This window comes from Nonlabens ulvanivorans, from assembly GCF_032922765.1.
GTDB classification, from domain to species: Bacteria; Bacteroidota; Bacteroidia; order Flavobacteriales; family Flavobacteriaceae; genus Nonlabens; species Nonlabens ulvanivorans.
Genome location: NZ_CP136694.1, coordinates 2,196,160 through 2,216,770, shown reverse-complemented (window position 1 = coordinate 2,216,770; position 20,611 = coordinate 2,196,160). Strand labels below are relative to the sequence as shown.

The following is a 20,611-nucleotide window of genomic DNA, read 5'->3' as shown; positions in this document are numbered from 1 at the left end:
TTTTGTTTAAAATACTTTGAAATAATACCCAATTCAATAAGTCGTTATATATTCGATTAAGATTCATAATTAAAGAGATGATAAATAAAAACGCTTTCGCGAAAGCAAACTCAATAAAATTATTGCTGCTACTTTTAGTACTTAGTTGTAGTGCAATCATGGCACAAACTAAAGTAGGTGGTGTGGTCTATGATGAATTTGGTGATGGTGTGCCATTTGCAAATGTCTTTTTTCCTGGTTCTAGTGAAGGAACGATTACCAACGATAATGGTCGTTTCTACTTACAATCTGATAATAATTATGATGCCATTCAGATTTCATTCATAGGTTATGAAACGCTTACATATACATTAGAATCCCGTGTTAATCTTGAGCTCAATTTAACCTTAAAGACTGAAGCCGCAGCACTAGATGCTGTTGTGATTTATACCGGTAAAACATCTAAAAAGAATAACCCAGCGCTTGACATCTTGCGTAAAGTATGGGAAAATCGTCGTAAAAATGGACTTTCTCAATTCAAGCAATATCAATATGATAAGTATGAAAAACTTGAGTTTGATATGAACACCATCGATAGTCAGATGGTAAATTCAAAGCTTTTCCGTGGTATGGAATTCATATTTGACTATGCAGACACCAGCAATGTGACAGGTAAAACATATCTACCTATTTTTATTAATGAATCCTTATCTACCGTATATGGTGATAATGAAATTAATAAAGAAAAGGAAAATATAAAGGCAAACAAGAACTCTGGATTTTCAAACAATCAAACGATTATAGCTTTTGTGAAGGACCTGTATGCAGACATTGATGTGTATGAGAGATATCTTAAATTTTTTGATAAGAGTTTTACTAGTCCAGTAGGTAAAAGCGGTATTGATACTTATAATTATATTTTAAGAGATACGGCTATTATTGATGGAGTTGAAGCATATAATATTATTTATTATCCACGTAGGAAAGGTGAGTTAACATTTAAAGGAGACTTTTGGGTAGCGGCAGATTCTTATGCGATTAAGGAGATCAACCTACAAGCAACAAAAAGTGCCAATGTTAACTGGGTGAAAGAAATTTATATCGAGCAAGAGTATGACGTTTTAAATGATAGCCTTTTCCTTATTACTAGAGATTATTTTATGAGCGATTTTGCGCTTAATAAAAAAGAAGAGTCGAAAGGTATGTACGGAAAGAGAACGACACTTTTTAATAATTATCAATTTGATATTCCTAAGGATAAAGATTTTTATAAGCGCAGAGTCAATGATTATGATCCAGAAATCTATAATCGTGATGAGGCTTACTGGGATGAAAATAGATTAGAAAAACTCAATAAAGATGAGAAACAAATCTATACCATGCTAGACACTCTTAAGACCAATAAGAAATTCAAGCGTTTATATAATATAGGGACCATTCTAGCGTCTGGATATTATGAAATTGACAATTTTGATATAGGGCCTGTTTTTAGTGTTTTTGGTTTTAATGACGTAGAAGGCTTAAGGTTGCGTGGTGGTGGAAGAACTTATTTTTCTGCAAATGATATGTGGAGATTAGAAGGCTATGGTGCTTATGGTTTTAGAGATAATCAGTTCAAATATGGTATCGCTGGTAAATGGTTAATGGATAAAAAAAGCAGATTAACCATTTCTGGAGGAAACCGTCGGGATATAGAACAATTGGGCGCTAGCTTGACTAATACAAATGATGTGTTAGGACGCAGTCTCGCATCAAGTGCCTTGATCACCTCGGGAAATAACTCCAGTTTATCCAGTATCAATTTATCTACACTAGCATTGAGCTTTGAGCCTAAGTATAATCTAGAATTTAGATTAGGTACCAGTTATCGTACCATTAAGAGTGGTAATCCTGATGTTTTTAGTCTAGATTATTTTGATGCAGATGCACCAGGTGGAATAGAGACAGAAACCAGACAAGCAGATGCTAGTCTGACAATGACCTATACACCAGGCCGTAAAACCTCTAACTATGGAGTAGATAGGACGATCATCAATAGTGGTGAGTATCCTATTCTTTTTGCTAGTTATACTCGAGGCTTTGAAGGTTTACTAGAAAGTGATTTTAACTTTGACAAAGTACAATTCTATTACAGTCATCCTCTACAGATAGGCGCTTTTGGTAGATTAACAGCTCGCGTAGAGGCCGGTAAGACGTTTGGAGAAGTGCCACTAGCATTACTAAATGTAGTTCCTGGTAATCAGACTTACTTCAATATTACAGGAGCATTTAATACCATGAATTTTTATGAATTTGTGACTGATGAATATGTGACTCTTCACTTAAATCACAATTTTAATGGTAGACTCTTTTCACGTGTTCCATATTTACGTGATTTGAATCTTAGAGAGCTTGTAGGAGTACGCGCTGTTTATGGAAAGATTAGTGATGAAAATGTAGCTTTAAATGCAAGCGGTTTAACTTATCTCGCTCCCGAAGATATTTACTGGGAATACAGCGCTGGGATAGGTAATATCTTCAAAGTATTCAGACTAGACGTAAGTTTTAGAGGTGGATACAACTATTTACCTGACGCTCGATCTATGGCAATAACGGGTAGTTTTGGGTTTAGTTTCTAGAATGTCATACCGCTGGATAGCGGAATCGGTTAGTATTACTTGAATATCTCTTAATACTTCCTTCTAAAGATTTTCCTTACAATTAACTATTAATCGTATTTTGTGGGCGGTTTTTAAACATATTAGAGATTTATATATGAGAATTTTTACGATTGTTTTTTTGTTTTTTGGGTTGTTTGCGAGTGCGCAGACTGCTGATGATTTTGTTTTTACTATTGATTATAACAATCCCTGGCCTAATAATTTTAATTTTAGATTATATCCAAATGGTAATAACACTCTTAACATTAATTGGGGTGATGGGCAAACGGAAACTACTAGTGGTAGTTATGTCTCACATACATATACATCAAATGGTAATTACACAATAATAGTATCTGGAAATATTGATTATTTCAGAATTTCAGGAAATACAGCTGTTGAAATCAATCAATGGGGAACTAATCAGTGGACAACTATGTTACAAGCGTTTCAAGGTTGTAACAACTTAACTATTAATGCTAGTGATACTCCGGATCTAAGCCAGGTCACGGTTATGAATGACATATTTGCAGGTTCTGATAATTTTAATTCAGATATCTCTAATTGGGACGTGTCAAATGTTATTCAAATGGAAAGAGCATTTAACAATACGGAAATTTACAATCAGCCTTTGAATAGCTGGGATGTGTCTAATGTCATAAACATGGACTCAATGTTTGCAGGAGCTCTAGCATTTAATCAACCATTGGATAATTGGGACGTTTCAAACGTTTTGAGTATGAATCAAATGTTCAGTAACACAGTGCTTTTTAATCAATCCTTGAATAATTGGAATGTTTCCAGCGTTTCTGAAATGAATAAAATGTTTTCAAATAGCGAGGCATTTAATCAATCTTTAGACCAATGGGATATTACAAGTGTCACAGATATTAGACAAATGTTTACAGGAACATTGTCATTTAATCAACCTTTGAATTCTTGGGATGTTTCAAATATTACAAGAATGAATAGAATGTTTGATAATGCTCAAGCATTTAATCAATCACTTAACTCTTGGAATGTTTCAAATGTTACTGATATGGAATATATGTTTTACAGAGCTTCTTTGTTTAACGGCTCAATAAATAATTGGAATGTGTCAAGTGTTACTGATATGCAGCATATGTTTGAAGATGCTACTATGTTTAATCAACCTCTTGACCAGTGGAACACTGCAAGTCTTACCACTATGTATAATATGTTTGAAAATGCTATCAGTTTCAATCAGCCAATAGATACATGGAATATTTCAAACGTGACAAGTTTGAAATCAACGTTTGAGGGCGCTATTTCTTTTAATCAATCACTCAACAATTGGGATACTTCAAGTGTACTCTATATGGATAGTACATTTGAAGATGCTATTGCTTTTAATGGTGGAATAAGTAATTGGAATACCTCAAATGTTAACTGGACGACTAATATGTTTGCAGGAGCAACTGTCTTTAATCAACCTATTGGAAATTGGGATGTCTCGTCTGTCTCTAATATGAAGCAGACATTTCAAGGTGCAGATTCATTCAATCAAAACTTAAATAATTGGGATGTATCTAATGTTACGAATATGCGATCTATGTTTCAAAATGCATTAGCTTTTAATCAACCATTAAATAGCTGGGACATTTCCAATGTAACTGATATGTATTATCTACTTAGAGATGCGCTTGGCTTTAATCAAAACTTGTACAATTGGAACTTTAACAATTCAGTAAATTTGACTCAATTCATTAGATATAGTGGCTTAGATAGTCAGAATTATGACCTAATTCTAAGAAGGTTGGTTGATTTAAACTTATCTAGTAGAACTATGTCGGTATTTGGTTTAGAGTATTGTGATTTTTTATCTAGAGATACTTTAATACAGAATGGTTGGACATTTTATGGCGATACACAATCATCTACTTGTGCTACAAATGTTTTGAATGGAAACGTTTTGTTTGATTTAGATAATAATGGTTGTACTGTAAATGATGTCACTACAGACCAAGTTGGATTATTATTGGATGATGGATTAAATCAGATAATAATTTATAATTCTCAAAGTTTGTACAATGTAAATTTACCTTCAGGGACTTATACGATTACTCCAGTTTTAGATTTAAATCTATTTACCAGCAGTCCACAAAGCGCATCTGTTACACTTGCCAATACTTCAACAATAACCCAAGACTTTTGTCTAACCGCAACTTCTCCAATAGACGACCTAGAAGTAACCATTCTACCACTAGAACAAGCAAGACCAGGTTTTGATACCGACTATAAACTCATTTATAAGAATAAAGGAAATACGGTTTTATCAGGTTCTTTAGATTTCAATTATGAAGATGATTATATGAATTTCTTAACGGCAAATCCTGTGGTGACTACCAGCAGTGTAGGTTCTTTAAACTGGAGTTTCTCAAATCTTGACCCATTTGAAACTCGTGAGATTGAATTTTCTATGAATTTAAATAGCCCGACCGTCTCTAATTTTCCTTTAGGCGGCGGTGAAATCATTAATTTTAATGCGACCATCAACCCAACTGCTAACGATGATACGCCACTGGATAATGTGTTTGATTTACAGCAAGTTGTTGTTAATTCTTATGATCCTAATGATAAAACTTGTTTACAAAGCCCAACTATTTTACCCAGTGAAGTAGGAGAGTATGTGCATTACAGAATCCGTTTTGAAAATGAAGGAACAGCTAGTGCGATTAACGTACGTATTGTAGATTATATTGATACAACTACTCACGATATTTCGACCTTAACACCATTAAGTGCCAGTCATGATTATACGACTACTATAACTGAAGGTAACAAAGTAGAGTTCTTGTTTGAGAATATTAATCTACCATTTACCGCTCCTGCGAGTCAAGGTTATGTACTGTTTAAAATTAAAACCATAGATACACTGGTTTTAGGAGATGATTTTTCTAATCAAGCTGAGATTTACTTTGATTTTAATGCGCCTATTATTACAAATCTCGAGACAACAGCTGTTGCCGTTCCTGCAAGTGTAACAGATAGTGATTTGTTTCAATTACAGCTAGTTCCTAACCCAGCAAACAGTCTGGTTGCTATCTCTAGTAACATAAGTTTTCAGCATATTACTATTTATAACACTTCTGGTCAGGTAGTGTTTAATAGCTCTTTTTCATCGTTTACTTTAAGTCACACGCTTGAATTAGAAAATTTGTCATCAGGACTTTATTTTGTGGAAATTTCAAACGCAGATCATAAAGCTATAAAAAAGTTGTTGAAGCAATAAAGTATATGCCATTGTAAATTTTGTTTGTATTCGCTTTCGCGAAAGCGAATCCCTAATAATCTTAGTACTATAACGTTATAGTTTTGTTAACATAATTTTATTACATTAGCTAGATTTATAAAACCAAACAAAACAAAACATATGGAATCATACATGATTTACATGCCATTATTAATGGCAGCTCTAGGATTACTTTACATGTTTATTAAGAAATCTTGGGTCTTGAAACAAGATTCAGGAGATGGGAAAATGAAAGAGATTTCAGATCACATCTATGAAGGTGCGCTCGCCTTTCTAAAAGCAGAATATAAATTATTAGCATTTTTTGTTATCATAGTAAGTGTTCTACTTGCTATTGTGTCTTTTGTAGTTCCTTCTACGCACTGGATGATTGTCATCGCTTTTATCTGTGGCGCCATATTTTCGGCATATGCAGGTAATATAGGGATGAAAATTGCAACAAAGACTAATGTAAGAACAACTCAAGCTGCTCGTACTAGTTTGCCCAAAGCGTTAGGTGTATCCTTTGGTGGTGGATCTGTAATGGGACTTGGTGTTGCAGGACTTGCAGTTCTAGGTCTTACTGGATTCTTTATCATTTTCTTTCATGTATTTATGAATGGAGAATGGGCAGCAACAGAATTTATGGGAGAAATGAGAACACCAGGTGATTTAATGACTATCGTGCTCGAAACACTCGCTGGATTCTCACTAGGTGCTGAGTCTATTGCGCTTTTTGCCCGTGTAGGTGGTGGAATTTATACTAAAGCGGCAGACGTAGGTGCTGACCTAGTAGGTAAGGTAGAAGCTGGAATTCCTGAGGATGATCCTCGTAACCCAGCCACTATTGCAGATAACGTAGGTGATAATGTAGGTGATGTAGCCGGAATGGGTGCTGACCTTTTTGGATCTTATGTAGCAACAGTTCTTGCAGCAATGGTCTTAGGTAATTATGTGATAAGAGATATGCAGGGCGATATTGTAAGTGAAGGTTTCGGTGGGATAGGTCCTATCTTATTACCTATGGCTATTGCTGGTGTAGGTATTATAATTTCAGTTATAGGAATGATGCTGGTTAAAATCACCAGTAATGATGCAAAAGAATCTCAAGTAATGAAAGCCTTAAATGTAGGTAACTGGACTTCTATCGTACTAGTTGCTGCAGCATGTTATGGTCTATGTGTATGGATGTTGCCAGACACGATGCAAATGAATTTTTATGGCGAAGGAGTAATGAATATTTCTTCTATGAACGTATTCTATGCAACTCTAGTAGGTCTTGTGGTAGGTGCAGTCATCTCATCTGTAACAGAATACTACACAGGATTAGGTAAAAAACCTATTCTTAAAATTGTACAGCAATCTTCTACAGGTGCAGGAACAAACATCATTGCTGGTCTAGCGACAGGTATGATATCAACATTCCCATCAGTAATATTATTTGCTGGTGCGATATGGGCTTCTTACGCATTTGCAGGATTCTATGGTGTGGCTCTTGCAGCTAGTGCTATGATGGCCACTACGGCTATGCAATTAGCCATCGACGCATTTGGTCCTATAGCAGATAATGCTGGTGGTATTGCAGAGATGAGCGAACAAGAACCTATTGTACGCGAGCGAACTGATATTCTAGATGCGGTAGGTAACACTACAGCGGCTACTGGAAAAGGATTTGCTATTGCGAGTGCAGCTTTAACATCACTAGCTCTATTTGCAGCATATGTGACTTTTACGGGAATTGATGGAATAAATATTTATAAAGCTCCAGTGCTTGCGATGCTATTTGTAGGTGGAATGGTACCAGTTGTATTTAGCGCACTTGCGATGAACGCAGTTGGTAAAGCAGCCATGGAAATGGTAGAAGAAGTGCGTCGCCAGTTCAGAGATATTCCTGGAATCATGGAAGGAACTGGGAAACCAGAATATGATAAGTGTGTAGATATTTCTACACGAGCTTCTCTTAAAGAAATGATGTTGCCCGGTTTGTTAACCATTGGCTTCCCACTGGTAATTGCATTCGTGCCTATGATATTTGGAATGGATCCGCTTGCGATTGCTGAGATGTTAGGTGGTTACATGGCTGGTGTAACAGTAAGTGGTGTTCTTTGGGCTATTTTCCAAAATAATGCTGGTGGAGCATGGGATAACGCAAAGAAATCTTTTGAAGCTGGTGTTGAAATCAATGGTGAGATGATTTTTAAAGGTTCTGATGCGCATAAAGCTGCCGTAACTGGTGATACAGTAGGTGACCCTTTTAAAGATACTTCTGGTCCTTCTATGAATATTTTGATTAAACTTACGTGTTTAATAGGTCTAGTTATAGCACCTATCTTGGGTGGTCATGCAACAGATGGACAGGTAAGTGTTATCACGCAACAGATCGAGCAAGAAGTCGTGCAGAACAATGAAGAGACGAGCTCACTTTATAAAAACATGGATATTCAAAAATCTGTAGATGCAGAAACAGGTATAGTCACTGCAAATGTTACTTATAAATCGTCTGCAAATGGTGCGACGATAACTAAGTCTCATAGGTATGTGGGAACAGAAGCGCAAGTTGAGGCTAAAATAAAGGCTCTCAATCAAGAGGTAATTAACTTTAAATAGTTTTAGGATACAAGTAACTAAGTCCCATTCTGGCATTGCTAGAATGGGACTTTTTATATCAACCATTTATTACTTATTTTCACGTCATGGCACTGTTTAAAAGAGATCCTTGGATTCTAGATATTTACCGCACTTATAGCGGTAAAAACCACCTGTATATACGTGGTCGTGCGCTAGAAGATCAACCTCTTAAACATTATGAACAGCAAACCTTTTACCAGACACTGCGCAACACCTGGCGTACATTTAAGACTGATGAGATACGTAATGCATCAGTAGGATTAACGCTGCCTAACGGCACACAGTTTGAGACCAAGGCTGATCATGAAGGTTATTTTTTGTTTGATATCACAGTAGACATAGACCTAGAAGATCTATCTGATGATGAAGGCTACTTAAGTCTGGCTGTAAAGTTTGATGAGGATAATGCCGCTTTCACGAAAGCAAAAAAGCAAAAACGACTTGCCAAGAATAGTTTCAATGGTGAAACATTAATACCGCCGCAAAGTGCTGTTTATGGAGTGATAAGCGATATAGACGACACCATTATGCATACTGGCGTTACTAGTTTTTTAAAAATACGTGTTGCATTCAATACCTTTTTTAAAAACTATGATCGTAGGTTACCATTAAAAGGCGCTGCAAGTTTATATCAATTGTTACATCGAGGACCATCCGGTAACGATCAGAACCCGATGTTTTATTTAAGCAATAGTCCGTGGAATTTATATAAGTACCTCGAGAAGTTCTTAGATTTTCATGGTTTTCCTAAAGGACCTATTCTTCTCAGAGATTTTCCCACACCATGGGATAGAACGCCTAAATTAAAAAGGCCTCATAAAGTACATGAGTTGCTCAATATTTTAAAGCACTATCCAGACATGAATTTCATTCTCATAGGCGATAGTGGCGAGCATGATGTTGATTATTATAAAGATGTTGCACAGCAATATCCTGACCGTATTATGGCCATCTATTTAAGGTCTGTGAATCATGATAAGAAAATGGCTCGAGTAAAATCCATTGCAGACTCTTTTACCATATGTCCAATGCTACTCGTTCAAGAATCTAAAGAGGCCGTAATTCACGCCCGTGAAATGGGATGGATTATCTAATTGAATCGTCTGCTAATCGATAAATGCTAAGCAAAAAGCCCAGTAAGTTCTGCGTCAATTTTATTGATGATATCACCTAAATCTTCAGGATTATTTACAAAATCAATATTGTCTACATCTATGATTAAAAGGTTTCCTTTATCATAGCCGTGGATCCAAGCTTCATAGCGCTCATTAAGACGACTTAAATAATCAATTGAGATGGTGTTTTCATAATCACGACCACGCTTGTGAATCTGGCTTACTAGATTAGGGATAGAGCTGCGTAAATAGATTAATAAATCTGGAGCGGCAACTAGTTTCTCCATTAAATCAAATAGTGATGAGTAGTTGTCAAAATCACGTTGAGATAATAGACCCATCGCATGCAAATTAGGCGCAAATATGCTTGCGTCTTCATAAATCGTACGATCTTGAATGATTTTCTGACCGCTCTCACGTATTTCTAATACCTGACGGAATCGGCTGTTTAAAAAATACACTTGCAAGTTAAATGACCATCGCTCCATGTCTGTATAGAAATCTTCTAGATAAGGGTTTTCTAAAACGTCCTCAAATTGAGGTGTCCATTTATAATGTTTTGCAAGTAGTTTAGTAAGAGTAGTTTTTCCAGCTCCTATATTTCCGGCGACAGCAATGTGCATATTAAGGTTTCTTCAGGTTGATAGTTTGAACGTGCAAGCGTTTCTGGTGGTAAAGATAAAGTTTTCCACCCTTTAGATAAAGCGATTCTGGCGAGTATTCTTGAGAAAAAGATGTGGTGATTTCGCTTTCGCGAAAGCGAAATTCTTTATCAAATCGATACCATTTCCAACCTCTATCTGTTTGAAAGCCCAGTTGCTCAAAGTCAAAGGCCACAGGCAGTTTTAATTCTTCAATTATACGACTGGTTTCACTCGCATATGTATTGTATGTTATGATGCCTTTTTCAGTGATTAGATGACAGAAATTATAGTCACTTTGCATCTCTATAACGGGTTCTTTTACAGGTGTTGTGCTATTCACTAATTTATGATTTGTATAATCATAGAGTTCTAACCTGGATAAGTCTAGATTATATAACCACAAACGTCGCTCGCCAGCTAGTCGTACATGTTCTATAAATCGTTGAGGTTTAAGAGTATTAAAGTTGAGTCGTTGTTGCTCATTTAAACGATTATCTAAAAAAACTAGAGTTTGTGTATCTCTATAGAATACTAATATCTTTAATGGATTGATGATGTCTACACTGGTAATATCACCTAGTTGTATGTCAAAAAACTCTAATCGCTTAGATTCTGATTTTTTATATAGAACGTTATCGGTACTGTAATATATACTCTCAAAATCATCCACACCATAAAAGGAATCGCATGATAGCGATATGCTATTATCAGTAGAGATTTGTGCAATTAAATTATACGAGCTTATTAAGAAGAGCAGAAGCGTCCATTTCATTATTGTAAAATACAAACAATTATTCAATTGATGTCTTGATGCTTAAAAAAGTCTGTGTTTATGGAGCGATAAGTTTATAACCATAACCACGCACATTTACGATCTCTATTTGTGAGTCTTGCGCTAGTTTTTTACGCAATTTTGAAATAAACACATCCATACTACGGCCAGAGAAAAAGTCATCGTTGCCCCATAGCTTTTTGAGAATAAAAGTGCGATCTAAAACGGTATTTTTCTTTTCTAAAAGGTGATATAATAAATGCGCTTCTCGATGTGTTAATTTAATAGGTTCATGAGATCGATAAGCTAATCGTTGTTGTGGGAAGTTAAAGGTATAATCACCTACCTGATAATTAGCTGCAGTTTGCTGGGTCTGTTGTCGAGATAGTAAATTGTTAATGCGCACGATAAGCTCTTCCATAGAAAAAGGTTTTTTAAGGTAATCATTACCACCTACATGAAAGCCTTCTAGAACATCTTCTGTCTGCGATTTTGCTGTTAAAAAGATGATAGGCATTTCTTCATTCACCTGTCTTATTTTTTTTGCTAATGAGAAACCATCTAATTCGGGCATCATCACATCGAGTACCGCGATTTGTGGATGGTGACTCTCAAAAGACTCATAAGCCTGCACCCCATTCATACAATGGGTAACGTTAAAGCCTCTGGTTTCTAGACTTTCCTTAATGATCATACCTAGTGCTGGCTCGTCCTCGGCTAATAATATGTGTGTCTTTTCTTTATTCATAAGGCAAGACTATTTTAAATTGAGTAGTAGGCTTAGTAGCAACGGTAATAGATCCACCATGCTTTTCAATTATAGATTTTGTGTAATACAGTCCTATACCAAATCCTTTTACATCATGCACGTTTCCTTTAGGAACTCTGTAAAATTGATTAAAAATTTGCTTTGATTCTTTGGCGGTTAATCCAGTTCCAGAATCAGTTACGAGAAGTTCGTACTGTTGTGCAGATTTATAAAGTTCTAGTTGAATATTTGTGCCACCGTATTTAATAGCGTTATCTATAAGATTATTAAAAGCATTTTCTATATGAAATCCATCACCTGCAAAATTTGAATCACTCGTATGATTTATGAAGTTAATAGATTTAGAGGTCTGTGATTTAAACTTTGAAACCAAAACATCAATCATATCAGCGATGACTAGTTCTCCTTTTTGCAAGGCTAGTTCTTTACCATCTAGACTTGCGGTTTCCAATAGTTTTTCTACCATATTATTAAGCTTGTCCAGTTGCTCGCGACCCATATTGAGATAGCGATCAGTTTTCTCCATATCACCGGAGTTTGTAAAGTTTTGCACGCCTTCTAGAGCAGCACTGGTTGTTGCAATAGGTGTTTTAAATTCATGGGTGATATTTGAGATGAGGTCATTTTTCATCGCATTTAAGTTCTTTTGTCTCTTAATGATATTTAATAGGTAGAACAGACACAAAATGATGCTAGCAATTAGTAAAGTAGATAGCAATATGCCAGTAAGGTTACGTTTTAATACATTAGTATTTAAACCGCTATAAGTCAATTCAAGTTTATTCTCGTCATCGATAAGCTCAGATAAACTAATAAGTGTATCACCTGGAAAAGAATGAACTATTGTCTGGTATGTAGAATCTAGTGTTTTATAAACTAATTGATGATTGATAGAGATGTTTTTTGCTTGAAGCTGATTTCTAAATATACTATCTACCTTTTCAACTCTTAATTTGTCAGACTTAATCGAGAACACGATGCGGTTAGTAAGTTCTTGTATTTCTGTTACAGACTCTTCGTCCTCAAATTTTAGATTTGAGATTCTAATTGAGGTAGAGTCTTTACCTTTTTGATCTGTTATAAGCATCTCAGGTAAATTATTTTTTGATTTTACTTTAAATCTAGGTAAGGTATCTGCATGTATACCTTTTAAAATAGTAATTCCTTTTATGTCGACACTATCTGGGAATCTTAGTTCATCATTTTCATCAAGATCTTCAAAGTCAAATTGCTCAAAAACTTCTGTGATACCAAACTCATTATCACCATTATTAATAAAGCTTATGGTGTTGTTTTTTGCACGTAGAGTAAAATAATCCTCTACGCTTTGGTCTAGTGTCGTTTGAAGATCCGTTTTTAACTGGCGCTCACTTTCTTTAAAGTTTTTATAATTCCAATATACTTGTATGGCTAGTGTGATCGTAATAACCACACTAATTAAGTAAAGTAAATATCTGTAAGATCTCTCATTCATATTATCAAAGGTGCAATAATAAAGCCTTGTAAAAAAGCTGGTTAACACTCGTTAACGTTGGTTAACGCTGTATTTGAGTTAATTACTACATCTTTGAGTCATCAAAAAACAACAATTATGAAACCGATACAAATTACACTGATCAGCTTTTTAATTCTCGCTTTCGCGAAAGCGTATACCGCACAAGCACAGCAAGATTTTAAAGCAAAAGCAACCTACATCGCATTTACAAAGTTTGATCTGCCAGAAGATTCAACAATGACTAAAAAAGCCGAAAGCGATCCAATTGTAAAAGCCATGATGGATCAATTAAAAAAAGGTAGTAAACAGGAATATACTCTTGAATTTACAAGAACAGAATCTTCGTATGATAAGGTAAAAGAGCTTGCAACTCCAGGCGGACCTGCAAATGGGATTTCTATCTCCTTTTCTGCCAGTGGTGGAGTAGGTAGTACTATCTATAAAAACATTGAAGAGAATAGCTATATCAAGCAAGGTAACATCATGGGTAAAGATTTTGTCATTGAAGATGAATTGCCTAATTATGAGTGGCAACTGTTAAGTGAGACCAAAATGATAGGTCAGTACAACTGTTTTAAAGCTATTTATGTGCCAGTTGAAGAAGAACTTGAAGAAGAAATAGAGAAAGAAGATGATGAGGGGAATAGCAGTATCACATCAATGGTTGTTGATTATGATCCTACTATAACAGCTTGGTACACGCCAGACATACCAGTAAGTAATGGTCCAGGAGAATATCATGGTCTGCCAGGTTTAATTGTAGAGGTACAGCAACAGGAAACCACTATACTATTAAAAGAGATCGTTTTAAATCCTGAAGAAAAATTAGATTTAAAAAAACCTAGAAGTGGTAAAAAGATTAATCAAGAAGATTTTGATAAACTACAAAAAAAGAAGTCTGATGAAATGATGGAGCGTCGAGGTAACGGCAGTGGTTTTATTATTCAAACCATAGGTGGATAATTAAACCTTTATACTTTTTGATAGTCTTAACTTTTGAAAGAAAGCTTCTAGCTAATTTTAGCCAGATTATATTTACAAGACTATGAAAAAAATATTACTTCTAATTGCTGTAGTACTAGGTGCTACTACGATGAATGCTCAGGATATGTATGGTGAGGCCACTTACATGTCTAAGGTAAAAATTGACAACAGTTGGACGGAAGGAGATCGCGAGATGACTCCTGAACGTCGCAAGCGTATTGAAGAAAACATGAAGAAAATGACTGAAAAGACATTTGTCCTCAAATTTAATCGTACGGAGTCCACCTATAAAGAAGAAGTTGCCCTTGAGGCACCTGGTCAAGGCCGCGGTTTTGGTGGTTTTCTTGGAACCATGCTGGCCGGTGAAAAGTATAAAAATGTAACCGAAGGAATGTTTGTCGAGCAACGTGACATGATGGGTAAAACTTTCTTAATAAAAGATTCTTTGCCATTATTAGAATGGAAGATTACAGGAGAGTCAAGAAAGATTGGTAACTACACCGCGATTAAAGCAACAGCAACGATGCCAAGTGGAGAGTTTGACTGGAGTAATTTCAGAAGAAGGCGTGGAGAAAATGCTGAAGAACAAGCAGCGCAAAAGAAAAAAGACAGTATTGCCCAAGCAACAGGTGATCCTACAGAAATGTTTGAAAAGCCTGATGAAATAGTAGTGACAGCATGGTTTACTCCAGAGATCCCAGTGCAACATGGGCCTGACGTTTATGGCGGTTTACCTGGCTTAATTCTAGAAGTTAACGCAGGGAATACAACTTTACTATGTTCTCAGATAACTATTAATCCTGAAGAGCGTGATGAAATCAAGCCAGAGAAAAAAGGAGAAGAAGTTACGCAGGCAGAGTATGATGCTATATTAAAAGAAAAAATGGAAGCTTTTAGACAACGTGGTCGCGGTGGTCGTGGCGGTCGTGGTGGTCGATAAGCTACTTCATGAAATACCTTTCTATAAATGCGAGATTAACCTTCTCGCATTTCTTTAACCAAAAAACAGAATGCCATTGAGCATTGAATTCATATGAAAAAAAATATACTCTTATTGTGTGTAGCATTACTTTGTTTAAGCACTTCAATCGCACAAAATTATAAAATCACCGGAACTGTTGTTGATAGTCTAGGTGTCCCATTACAAATGGCAAATGTAATAGCTTATCAACAAGACAAAAATCTTGGCGCTTTCGGTATAACAAATCAAGAAGGTAAATATAAATTAGAAGGTCTTAAGCAAGATAGTACCTATACAATTAAAGTATCTTTTCTAGGTCTAAAACAAATTGAGGAAAAGGTAGAAAAGTTACAAGGTGATCTTGTGAAAAACTTTATGATGATGGCTGGTGCAGATGAGTTGGATGCTATTAATCTTACTTATCAAATGCCCGTTTCTATTAAAGGAGATACTATCGTGTATGACGCAGACAGTTTTACAAATGGTACTGAGGATAAACTAGGTGATGTTCTTCAAAAGCTACCAGGTGTGGAAGTAAACGATGATGGAGATATTACTGTAGAAGGTCAGGTTGTTGAAAAAGTCCAAGTTGAAGGGAAAGATTTCTTTGAAGGTGACTCTAGACTAGCTACAAAGAATATTCCAGCAGATGCAGTAAGTAAAGTTCAAGTACTTAAAAATTATAATAACCAGTCACAGTTGAAAGGACTAGGGAACGATCAAGATCGATACGTGATTAATATTAAACTGAAAGAAGGAAAGAAGAAATTCTGGTTTGGAGAAGCTACAGTAGGAGCAGGATATGGTGGACAGGCTGAGCGTTATCTTATACAGCCCAAAGCTTTTTATTACAGTGAAGATTTCTCTGTAAATATCCTGACAGATTTTAATAATTTAGGTACACCTGCTTTTACGGGTAGAGATTATTTTAGATTCATAGGTTTTAATCGTCGCGATACAAGACAAAACAATGCGTCAATAAATGTAAACGCTGCTAGTACTTTTAGCGCTTTTGCAACTAATAGAGCGCTCTCTATAGATAGTAAGTTTCTTGCAGGTAATGCGTCATGGAAAGTAAGTGATAAGTTAGATATGAGCGCATTTGCTATTCTTTCTAGTACAGATACGAGAACAAAGGTTTTAAATAGTAATACCTTTATTGATAGTGGATTAGTAGAAGAAACTGATGATAGAGCTTTAGAACGCAATCAGGTAGGTTTATTTAAATTAGGTGCAAACTATAATCCTAATTCTGATTTATCCATTAATTATGATGGTCGTTTTAATATTTCTGATCAAAGTCAAGTCACAGATTTTACGTCTAGTCGATCCGGAGATATAGAGGATATTGATCAATTAAACAGCCAAAAGCCTATTTCGTTTAACCAGTCCTTAAATGCATATTACACAGCAGGAGAACGACACATATTTGCTTTTGAATCTCAGTTTTTAAATCAAGAAGAAGACCCATTCTATAATGCTATTCGTAATATAAGAGATCAACAAGATCCAGAGCCTTTTAATGGTGCACTAGGGTTAGAGTCCGCAGATCCTTATAATATCAACCAAGAACGCTTTGTGAACACAAACAAAATCGATGCAAAATTAGATTACTTCTATGTTTTAAATAAAACTAGTAATATCAATTTTACTATAGGATCTACAGTTTCTCAACAAAACTTCAGTTCTGATATTTTTCAAATTACAGATACTGATGAAAGAAACGAGTTGCAAGACCCTTCATTACGTAATGATAATGTACAATACAATTTTACTGATTTATTTGCAGCCGTACATTATAAATTTATTACTGGAAAATTCACATTTACACCAGGTTTAACAGCACATAGCTTCAGAACACTAGATTTCCAAAATGATATAGAGAATGTTATTGAATCACAACGTTTAGTTCCGGATCTTGAAGTTCGTTATGACATTAAGAGTTCTCAATCTTTAAGATTATCTTATGATCAAACAGTAACATTTACAGATATTGATAACTATGCAGAAGGTATCATATTTACAAACTATAACAGTTTGCGTAGTGGTAATAATCAATTAGAAGGATCATTAAATGATCGTGTATCGTTAAGATATAACAACTTCAACATGTTTAATTACACAACAATATTTGGAAATATTACTTACACCAAGCAACGTGATGCTATACAGTCGCAAACACAGTTGGATGGTATTAACCAGATAAGTGCACCTATAAACTTTGGATTGCCTAATGAATCTTTAAACGGTAGTTTATCTTATGGTAAGGAGATAAGAAAAATCCAATTTGGAGTTTCAGCTAGTGGTAGCTGGTCCAGTCGTAATAATATTATAAACAATGTTGAGCAAGAATCGATTAACATTAATCAAACTTATGGAGCGACTGCTAGGTCTAATTTCCAAAAGGGAATTAACTTTGATTTAGGTTATAGACTTAACTTTAATGATAGTGATAATGGTGGATTTGAGAATAACTCAACTACTAATGTATATAGTGCTGGTATCGATTGGCAACTTGGTAAAAGATGGTTGTTGAGAGGTAGTTATGATTTAAATGATTTCTCATCAGATAATGGTCAAGAAAACACATTTGAATTTTTAGATGCGTCCATACGTTATCAAAAACCTTCTTCTAGATGGCAATATTCATTGATTGCAACTAACCTGCTTAATGCTGAGGTGAATGTTAATAACAACTTTGGTCAGATAGCCACGTCCACTACACAAACATTTGTATTACCACGTTACGTTTATTTCCAGATGAGATTTGATATATAGAAACAAATATATATTATTTATATAATTAAAAACGGCTGTCCATTATAGACAGCCGTTTTATGTTTAAGCAAAAAACATTTTGATAGAATCTATTTTTTGTTGTTGAACTTATTTAGTATTTGTTCCATTTGCTTTCCAGCAGCTTCACGACCACCTAGCCCAAAGCTAAGAACTATAGTAAGTGCAATCGCTCCTAGAGTAAGTCCGAAGGCAAGATTGATAATAGAGTCTGCTATTCCCATAGTATTTAAACCTATAGCAAGGAATATAGCGATAACCGCCATGCGCACCACTGATGCTAGAAACGCATTATCATTCTTTGCCATTTGCTTATAAGCTAATCCAGCAATCCAGTTTCCTATCGCCAGAATTACAAGACCAAATAATATTTTACCAGAATAATTAATAACCGTTTCCATTACCTCAGATAATTGAGCAAACTCTAACTTTTCTACAGCAGTAGTAATTCCAAAAAGAACAATAAAGAAGAATACTAAATTACCGATAAGTTTCACAATACTAGTATCGCCTAAAATAGAATCTAGTCCCATTTTATTAAAAACACTATTTACATTCATGCTTTTTAATAGATCCTTTACCATACCGCTTATAAATTTACCACCTACTACGGCTATAATTAAAATCACAACAGCTATAAAGATCTTAGGGATAGCACTCATAAATTGCTCTAGCATGTTTGTTGCTGGATCAGAAATGGCAGTCATGTCTAATATTCCTAAAGCTACTATAAGTAATGGAATGAAAATAAATATGAATACAATCTTTTTTAAGATACCTACAAGGTCTATATTCTCTGGTAATTTTAATTTAGGAGTAAACTTTTTTATAGAGTCACCGGATAAACCTACCAGTTCAGATACTACATTTGCTAGCATGTAACCTATGTAAGCAACTAATCCTGCACCTACTAATTTAGGGATAAATCCAGTAAATCCAGACAGTAATTCTTTAAGAGGTTCAAGTACATCAGTAAGGCCTAATTTACCTAGTACTAGCATAAATACAAGAATCATTAGTAATAAATGAACCAGTTTTGCGATAAAAGAAGATAACTTTACTTTGTCACTTTTAAGTTTATTATCTATACCTGTTTTTACAAGTAGTTTTTGAGTGAGCTTTTTAAGAAGCTTAGCAATAAAGAGACCTACTATTAAAATCAGTACAGCTACCAGTGCATTAATCAGGTAACCTTCTGAGGTAAATGAGTCTAATAAATTGTTTAAATATTCCATTTTTTAGTTTTAAAATTTAGTTTGAATAATGGCAAGATATTCTTCACCTATGATAATGTCATTTATGCTAAATTGATTTATTACACCTTCTATAAAAGGTAAGAAAACAAGCTGTAATACTTTAATATGTTCTTTTACACTTTAATAGTACGGCGTTTGTTTACTTTTAATTTTATTATTGGGTACCTTACCTTTACAGCCATGAGCGGTATTTATATACATATTCCTTTTTGCAAGCAAGCTTGTCATTATTGTGATTTTCATTTTAGCACAAACATGAAATACAAGGATGATATAGTTGTGGCACTATGTGAAGAAATTCGCTTACGCAAAAACGAGTATATTAAAATCACTGTAGAGACCATTTACTTTGGTGGTGGAACGCCTAGTGTGCTTGAGCTATCTCAAATCAATCAAATCATCGATGCTGTTTATAAGCATTATCAAGTTGCTGAAAACCCAGAAATTACTCTAGAGGCAAATCCAGACGATCTTACCACAGAGAAATTAGCACAACTTAATGACTCACCAGTAAACCGCTTGAGTATTGGAGTTCAATCATTTTTTGAAGAAGATTTAAAGTTGATGAATCGGGCTCACAATGCTCAAGAAGCACTAGCTTGTATCGTTCAAGCACAAACTTATTTTGATAATATTTCTATAGACTTGATTTATGGAATTCCTGATATGACAGCAGACCGCTGGAGAGAAAATATCTATAAAGCCATAGAATTAAAAATACCACATATATCCAGTTATGCTTTAACCGTAGAAGATAATACGGCTCTTAAATCATTTATAGAAAAAGGACTTATTCCTAAAGTAGATGATGAACTCGCCCAAGAGCATTTCCATATCTTACTAGATGCAATGCAACTGCACGGTTATAGCAATTATGAGTTTTCAAACTTTGGTAAAGAAGGCTATTTCTCAAAAAATAATACCGCATACTGGACCGGTAAAAGTTATATAGGTATAGGACCTAGTGCACACAGTTTTGATGGGAAAAGACGCGGCTGGAACATTAATAATAATGTAAAGTATCTTAAATCTATTCAAGCTAGTGAATTACCTATCGAGATAGAAGAACTGACAACAGTAGATCGTTATAATGAATATGTCATGACTGGTTTACGCACAATTTATGGGATTTCTTTAAATAAAATAGAACAGGAATATGGCGTTAATTTTAAAGATTATTTACTAATTCAAGCTTCTGAATATTTAAAAGATCATTTACTATATTTAGATAGCGATACATTAATGGTGACTCGCAAAGGGAAATTTCTAAGTGATGGTATCGCTAGTGATTTATTCATGCTCAATTTGAATTAAAACATA

Annotated in this window: 13 protein-coding genes; 8 read left to right on the top strand and 5 right to left on the bottom strand. The window is 34.9% G+C overall.

All coding sequences use genetic code 11. The features are described from left to right. Positions 1-77: 77 nt before the first annotated feature. From R1T42_RS10025 to R1T42_RS10010, 4 genes are all read left to right on the top strand, one after another. Positions 78-2,597, top strand: a complete 2,520-nt coding sequence (locus R1T42_RS10025) for a DUF5686 and carboxypeptidase-like regulatory domain-containing protein (RefSeq protein ID WP_317290243.1) — start codon at positions 78-80, stop codon at positions 2,595-2,597. Between the two features lie 136 nt (positions 2,598-2,733). Next, positions 2,734-5,871, top strand: coding sequence for a BspA family leucine-rich repeat surface protein (locus R1T42_RS10020; protein WP_317290242.1), 3,138 nt, complete (start codon positions 2,734-2,736; stop codon positions 5,869-5,871). 141 nt (positions 5,872-6,012) lie between these two features. Next, a complete protein-coding gene (locus R1T42_RS10015; protein ID WP_317290241.1) occupies positions 6,013-8,478 on the top strand; it encodes a sodium-translocating pyrophosphatase in 2,466 nt (821 codons plus the stop codon). 86 nt (positions 8,479-8,564) lie between these two features. Continuing rightward, the gene (locus tag R1T42_RS10010; RefSeq protein ID WP_317290240.1) at positions 8,565-9,593 is read left to right on the top strand and encodes an App1 family protein; all 1,029 of its coding nucleotides are present in this window, start codon (positions 8,565-8,567) and stop codon (positions 9,591-9,593) included. 26 nt (positions 9,594-9,619) lie between these two features. Here R1T42_RS10010 and R1T42_RS10005 read toward each other — a convergent pair whose 3' ends face one another. From R1T42_RS10005 to R1T42_RS09990, 4 genes are read right to left on the bottom strand one after another with little or no spacing between them, the layout of a single operon-like run. After that, positions 9,620-10,237: a deoxynucleoside kinase gene (locus R1T42_RS10005; RefSeq protein ID WP_006796088.1), complete on the bottom strand. Its 618-nt coding sequence runs from the start codon at positions 10,235-10,237 to the stop codon at positions 9,620-9,622. A 1-nt stretch (position 10,238) separates the two neighbouring features. Further along, entirely contained in the window at positions 10,239-11,030 is a 792-nt protein-coding gene (locus R1T42_RS10000; RefSeq protein ID WP_317290239.1) for a hypothetical protein, read from the bottom strand. A gap of 58 nt (positions 11,031-11,088) precedes the next feature. After that, positions 11,089-11,778 (bottom strand): response regulator transcription factor, encoded by a 690-nt coding sequence (locus R1T42_RS09995; RefSeq protein ID WP_317290238.1) that lies wholly within the window; start codon positions 11,776-11,778, stop codon positions 11,089-11,091. Then, the gene (locus R1T42_RS09990) at positions 11,771-13,273 is read right to left on the bottom strand and encodes a sensor histidine kinase (RefSeq protein ID WP_317290237.1); all 1,503 of its coding nucleotides are present in this window, start codon (positions 13,271-13,273) and stop codon (positions 11,771-11,773) included. Before R1T42_RS09990 ends, R1T42_RS09995 begins: the two co-directional genes overlap by 8 nt. A 117-nt stretch (positions 13,274-13,390) precedes the next feature. On the opposite strand from R1T42_RS09990, the gene R1T42_RS09985 reads away from it, so the two are divergent. From R1T42_RS09985 to R1T42_RS09975, 3 genes are all read left to right on the top strand, one after another. After that, entirely contained in the window at positions 13,391-14,257 is an 867-nt protein-coding gene (locus R1T42_RS09985) for a GLPGLI family protein (protein WP_317290236.1), read from the top strand. An 82-nt stretch (positions 14,258-14,339) separates the two neighbouring features. After that, positions 14,340-15,218, top strand: a complete 879-nt coding sequence (locus R1T42_RS09980) for a GLPGLI family protein (protein WP_317290235.1) — start codon at positions 14,340-14,342, stop codon at positions 15,216-15,218. A gap of 93 nt (positions 15,219-15,311) precedes the next feature. Further along, entirely contained in the window at positions 15,312-18,017 is a 2,706-nt protein-coding gene (locus R1T42_RS09975; RefSeq protein WP_317290234.1) for a TonB-dependent receptor, read from the top strand. An 89-nt stretch (positions 18,018-18,106) separates the two neighbouring features. Here the strand turns inward: R1T42_RS09975 and R1T42_RS09970 are convergent, their stop codons facing one another. Beyond that, positions 18,107-19,270: a mechanosensitive ion channel gene (locus R1T42_RS09970; protein ID WP_317290233.1), complete on the bottom strand. Its 1,164-nt coding sequence runs from the start codon at positions 19,268-19,270 to the stop codon at positions 18,107-18,109. A 201-nt stretch (positions 19,271-19,471) separates the two neighbouring features. On the opposite strand from R1T42_RS09970, the gene hemW reads away from it, so the two are divergent. Beyond that, positions 19,472-20,605 carry a radical SAM family heme chaperone HemW gene (hemW, locus tag R1T42_RS09965; RefSeq protein ID WP_317290232.1) on the top strand — a complete coding sequence of 378 codons (1,134 nt, stop codon included), beginning with the start codon at positions 19,472-19,474 and terminating at the stop codon, positions 20,603-20,605. The last annotated feature ends 6 nt before the right edge of the window (positions 20,606-20,611 follow it).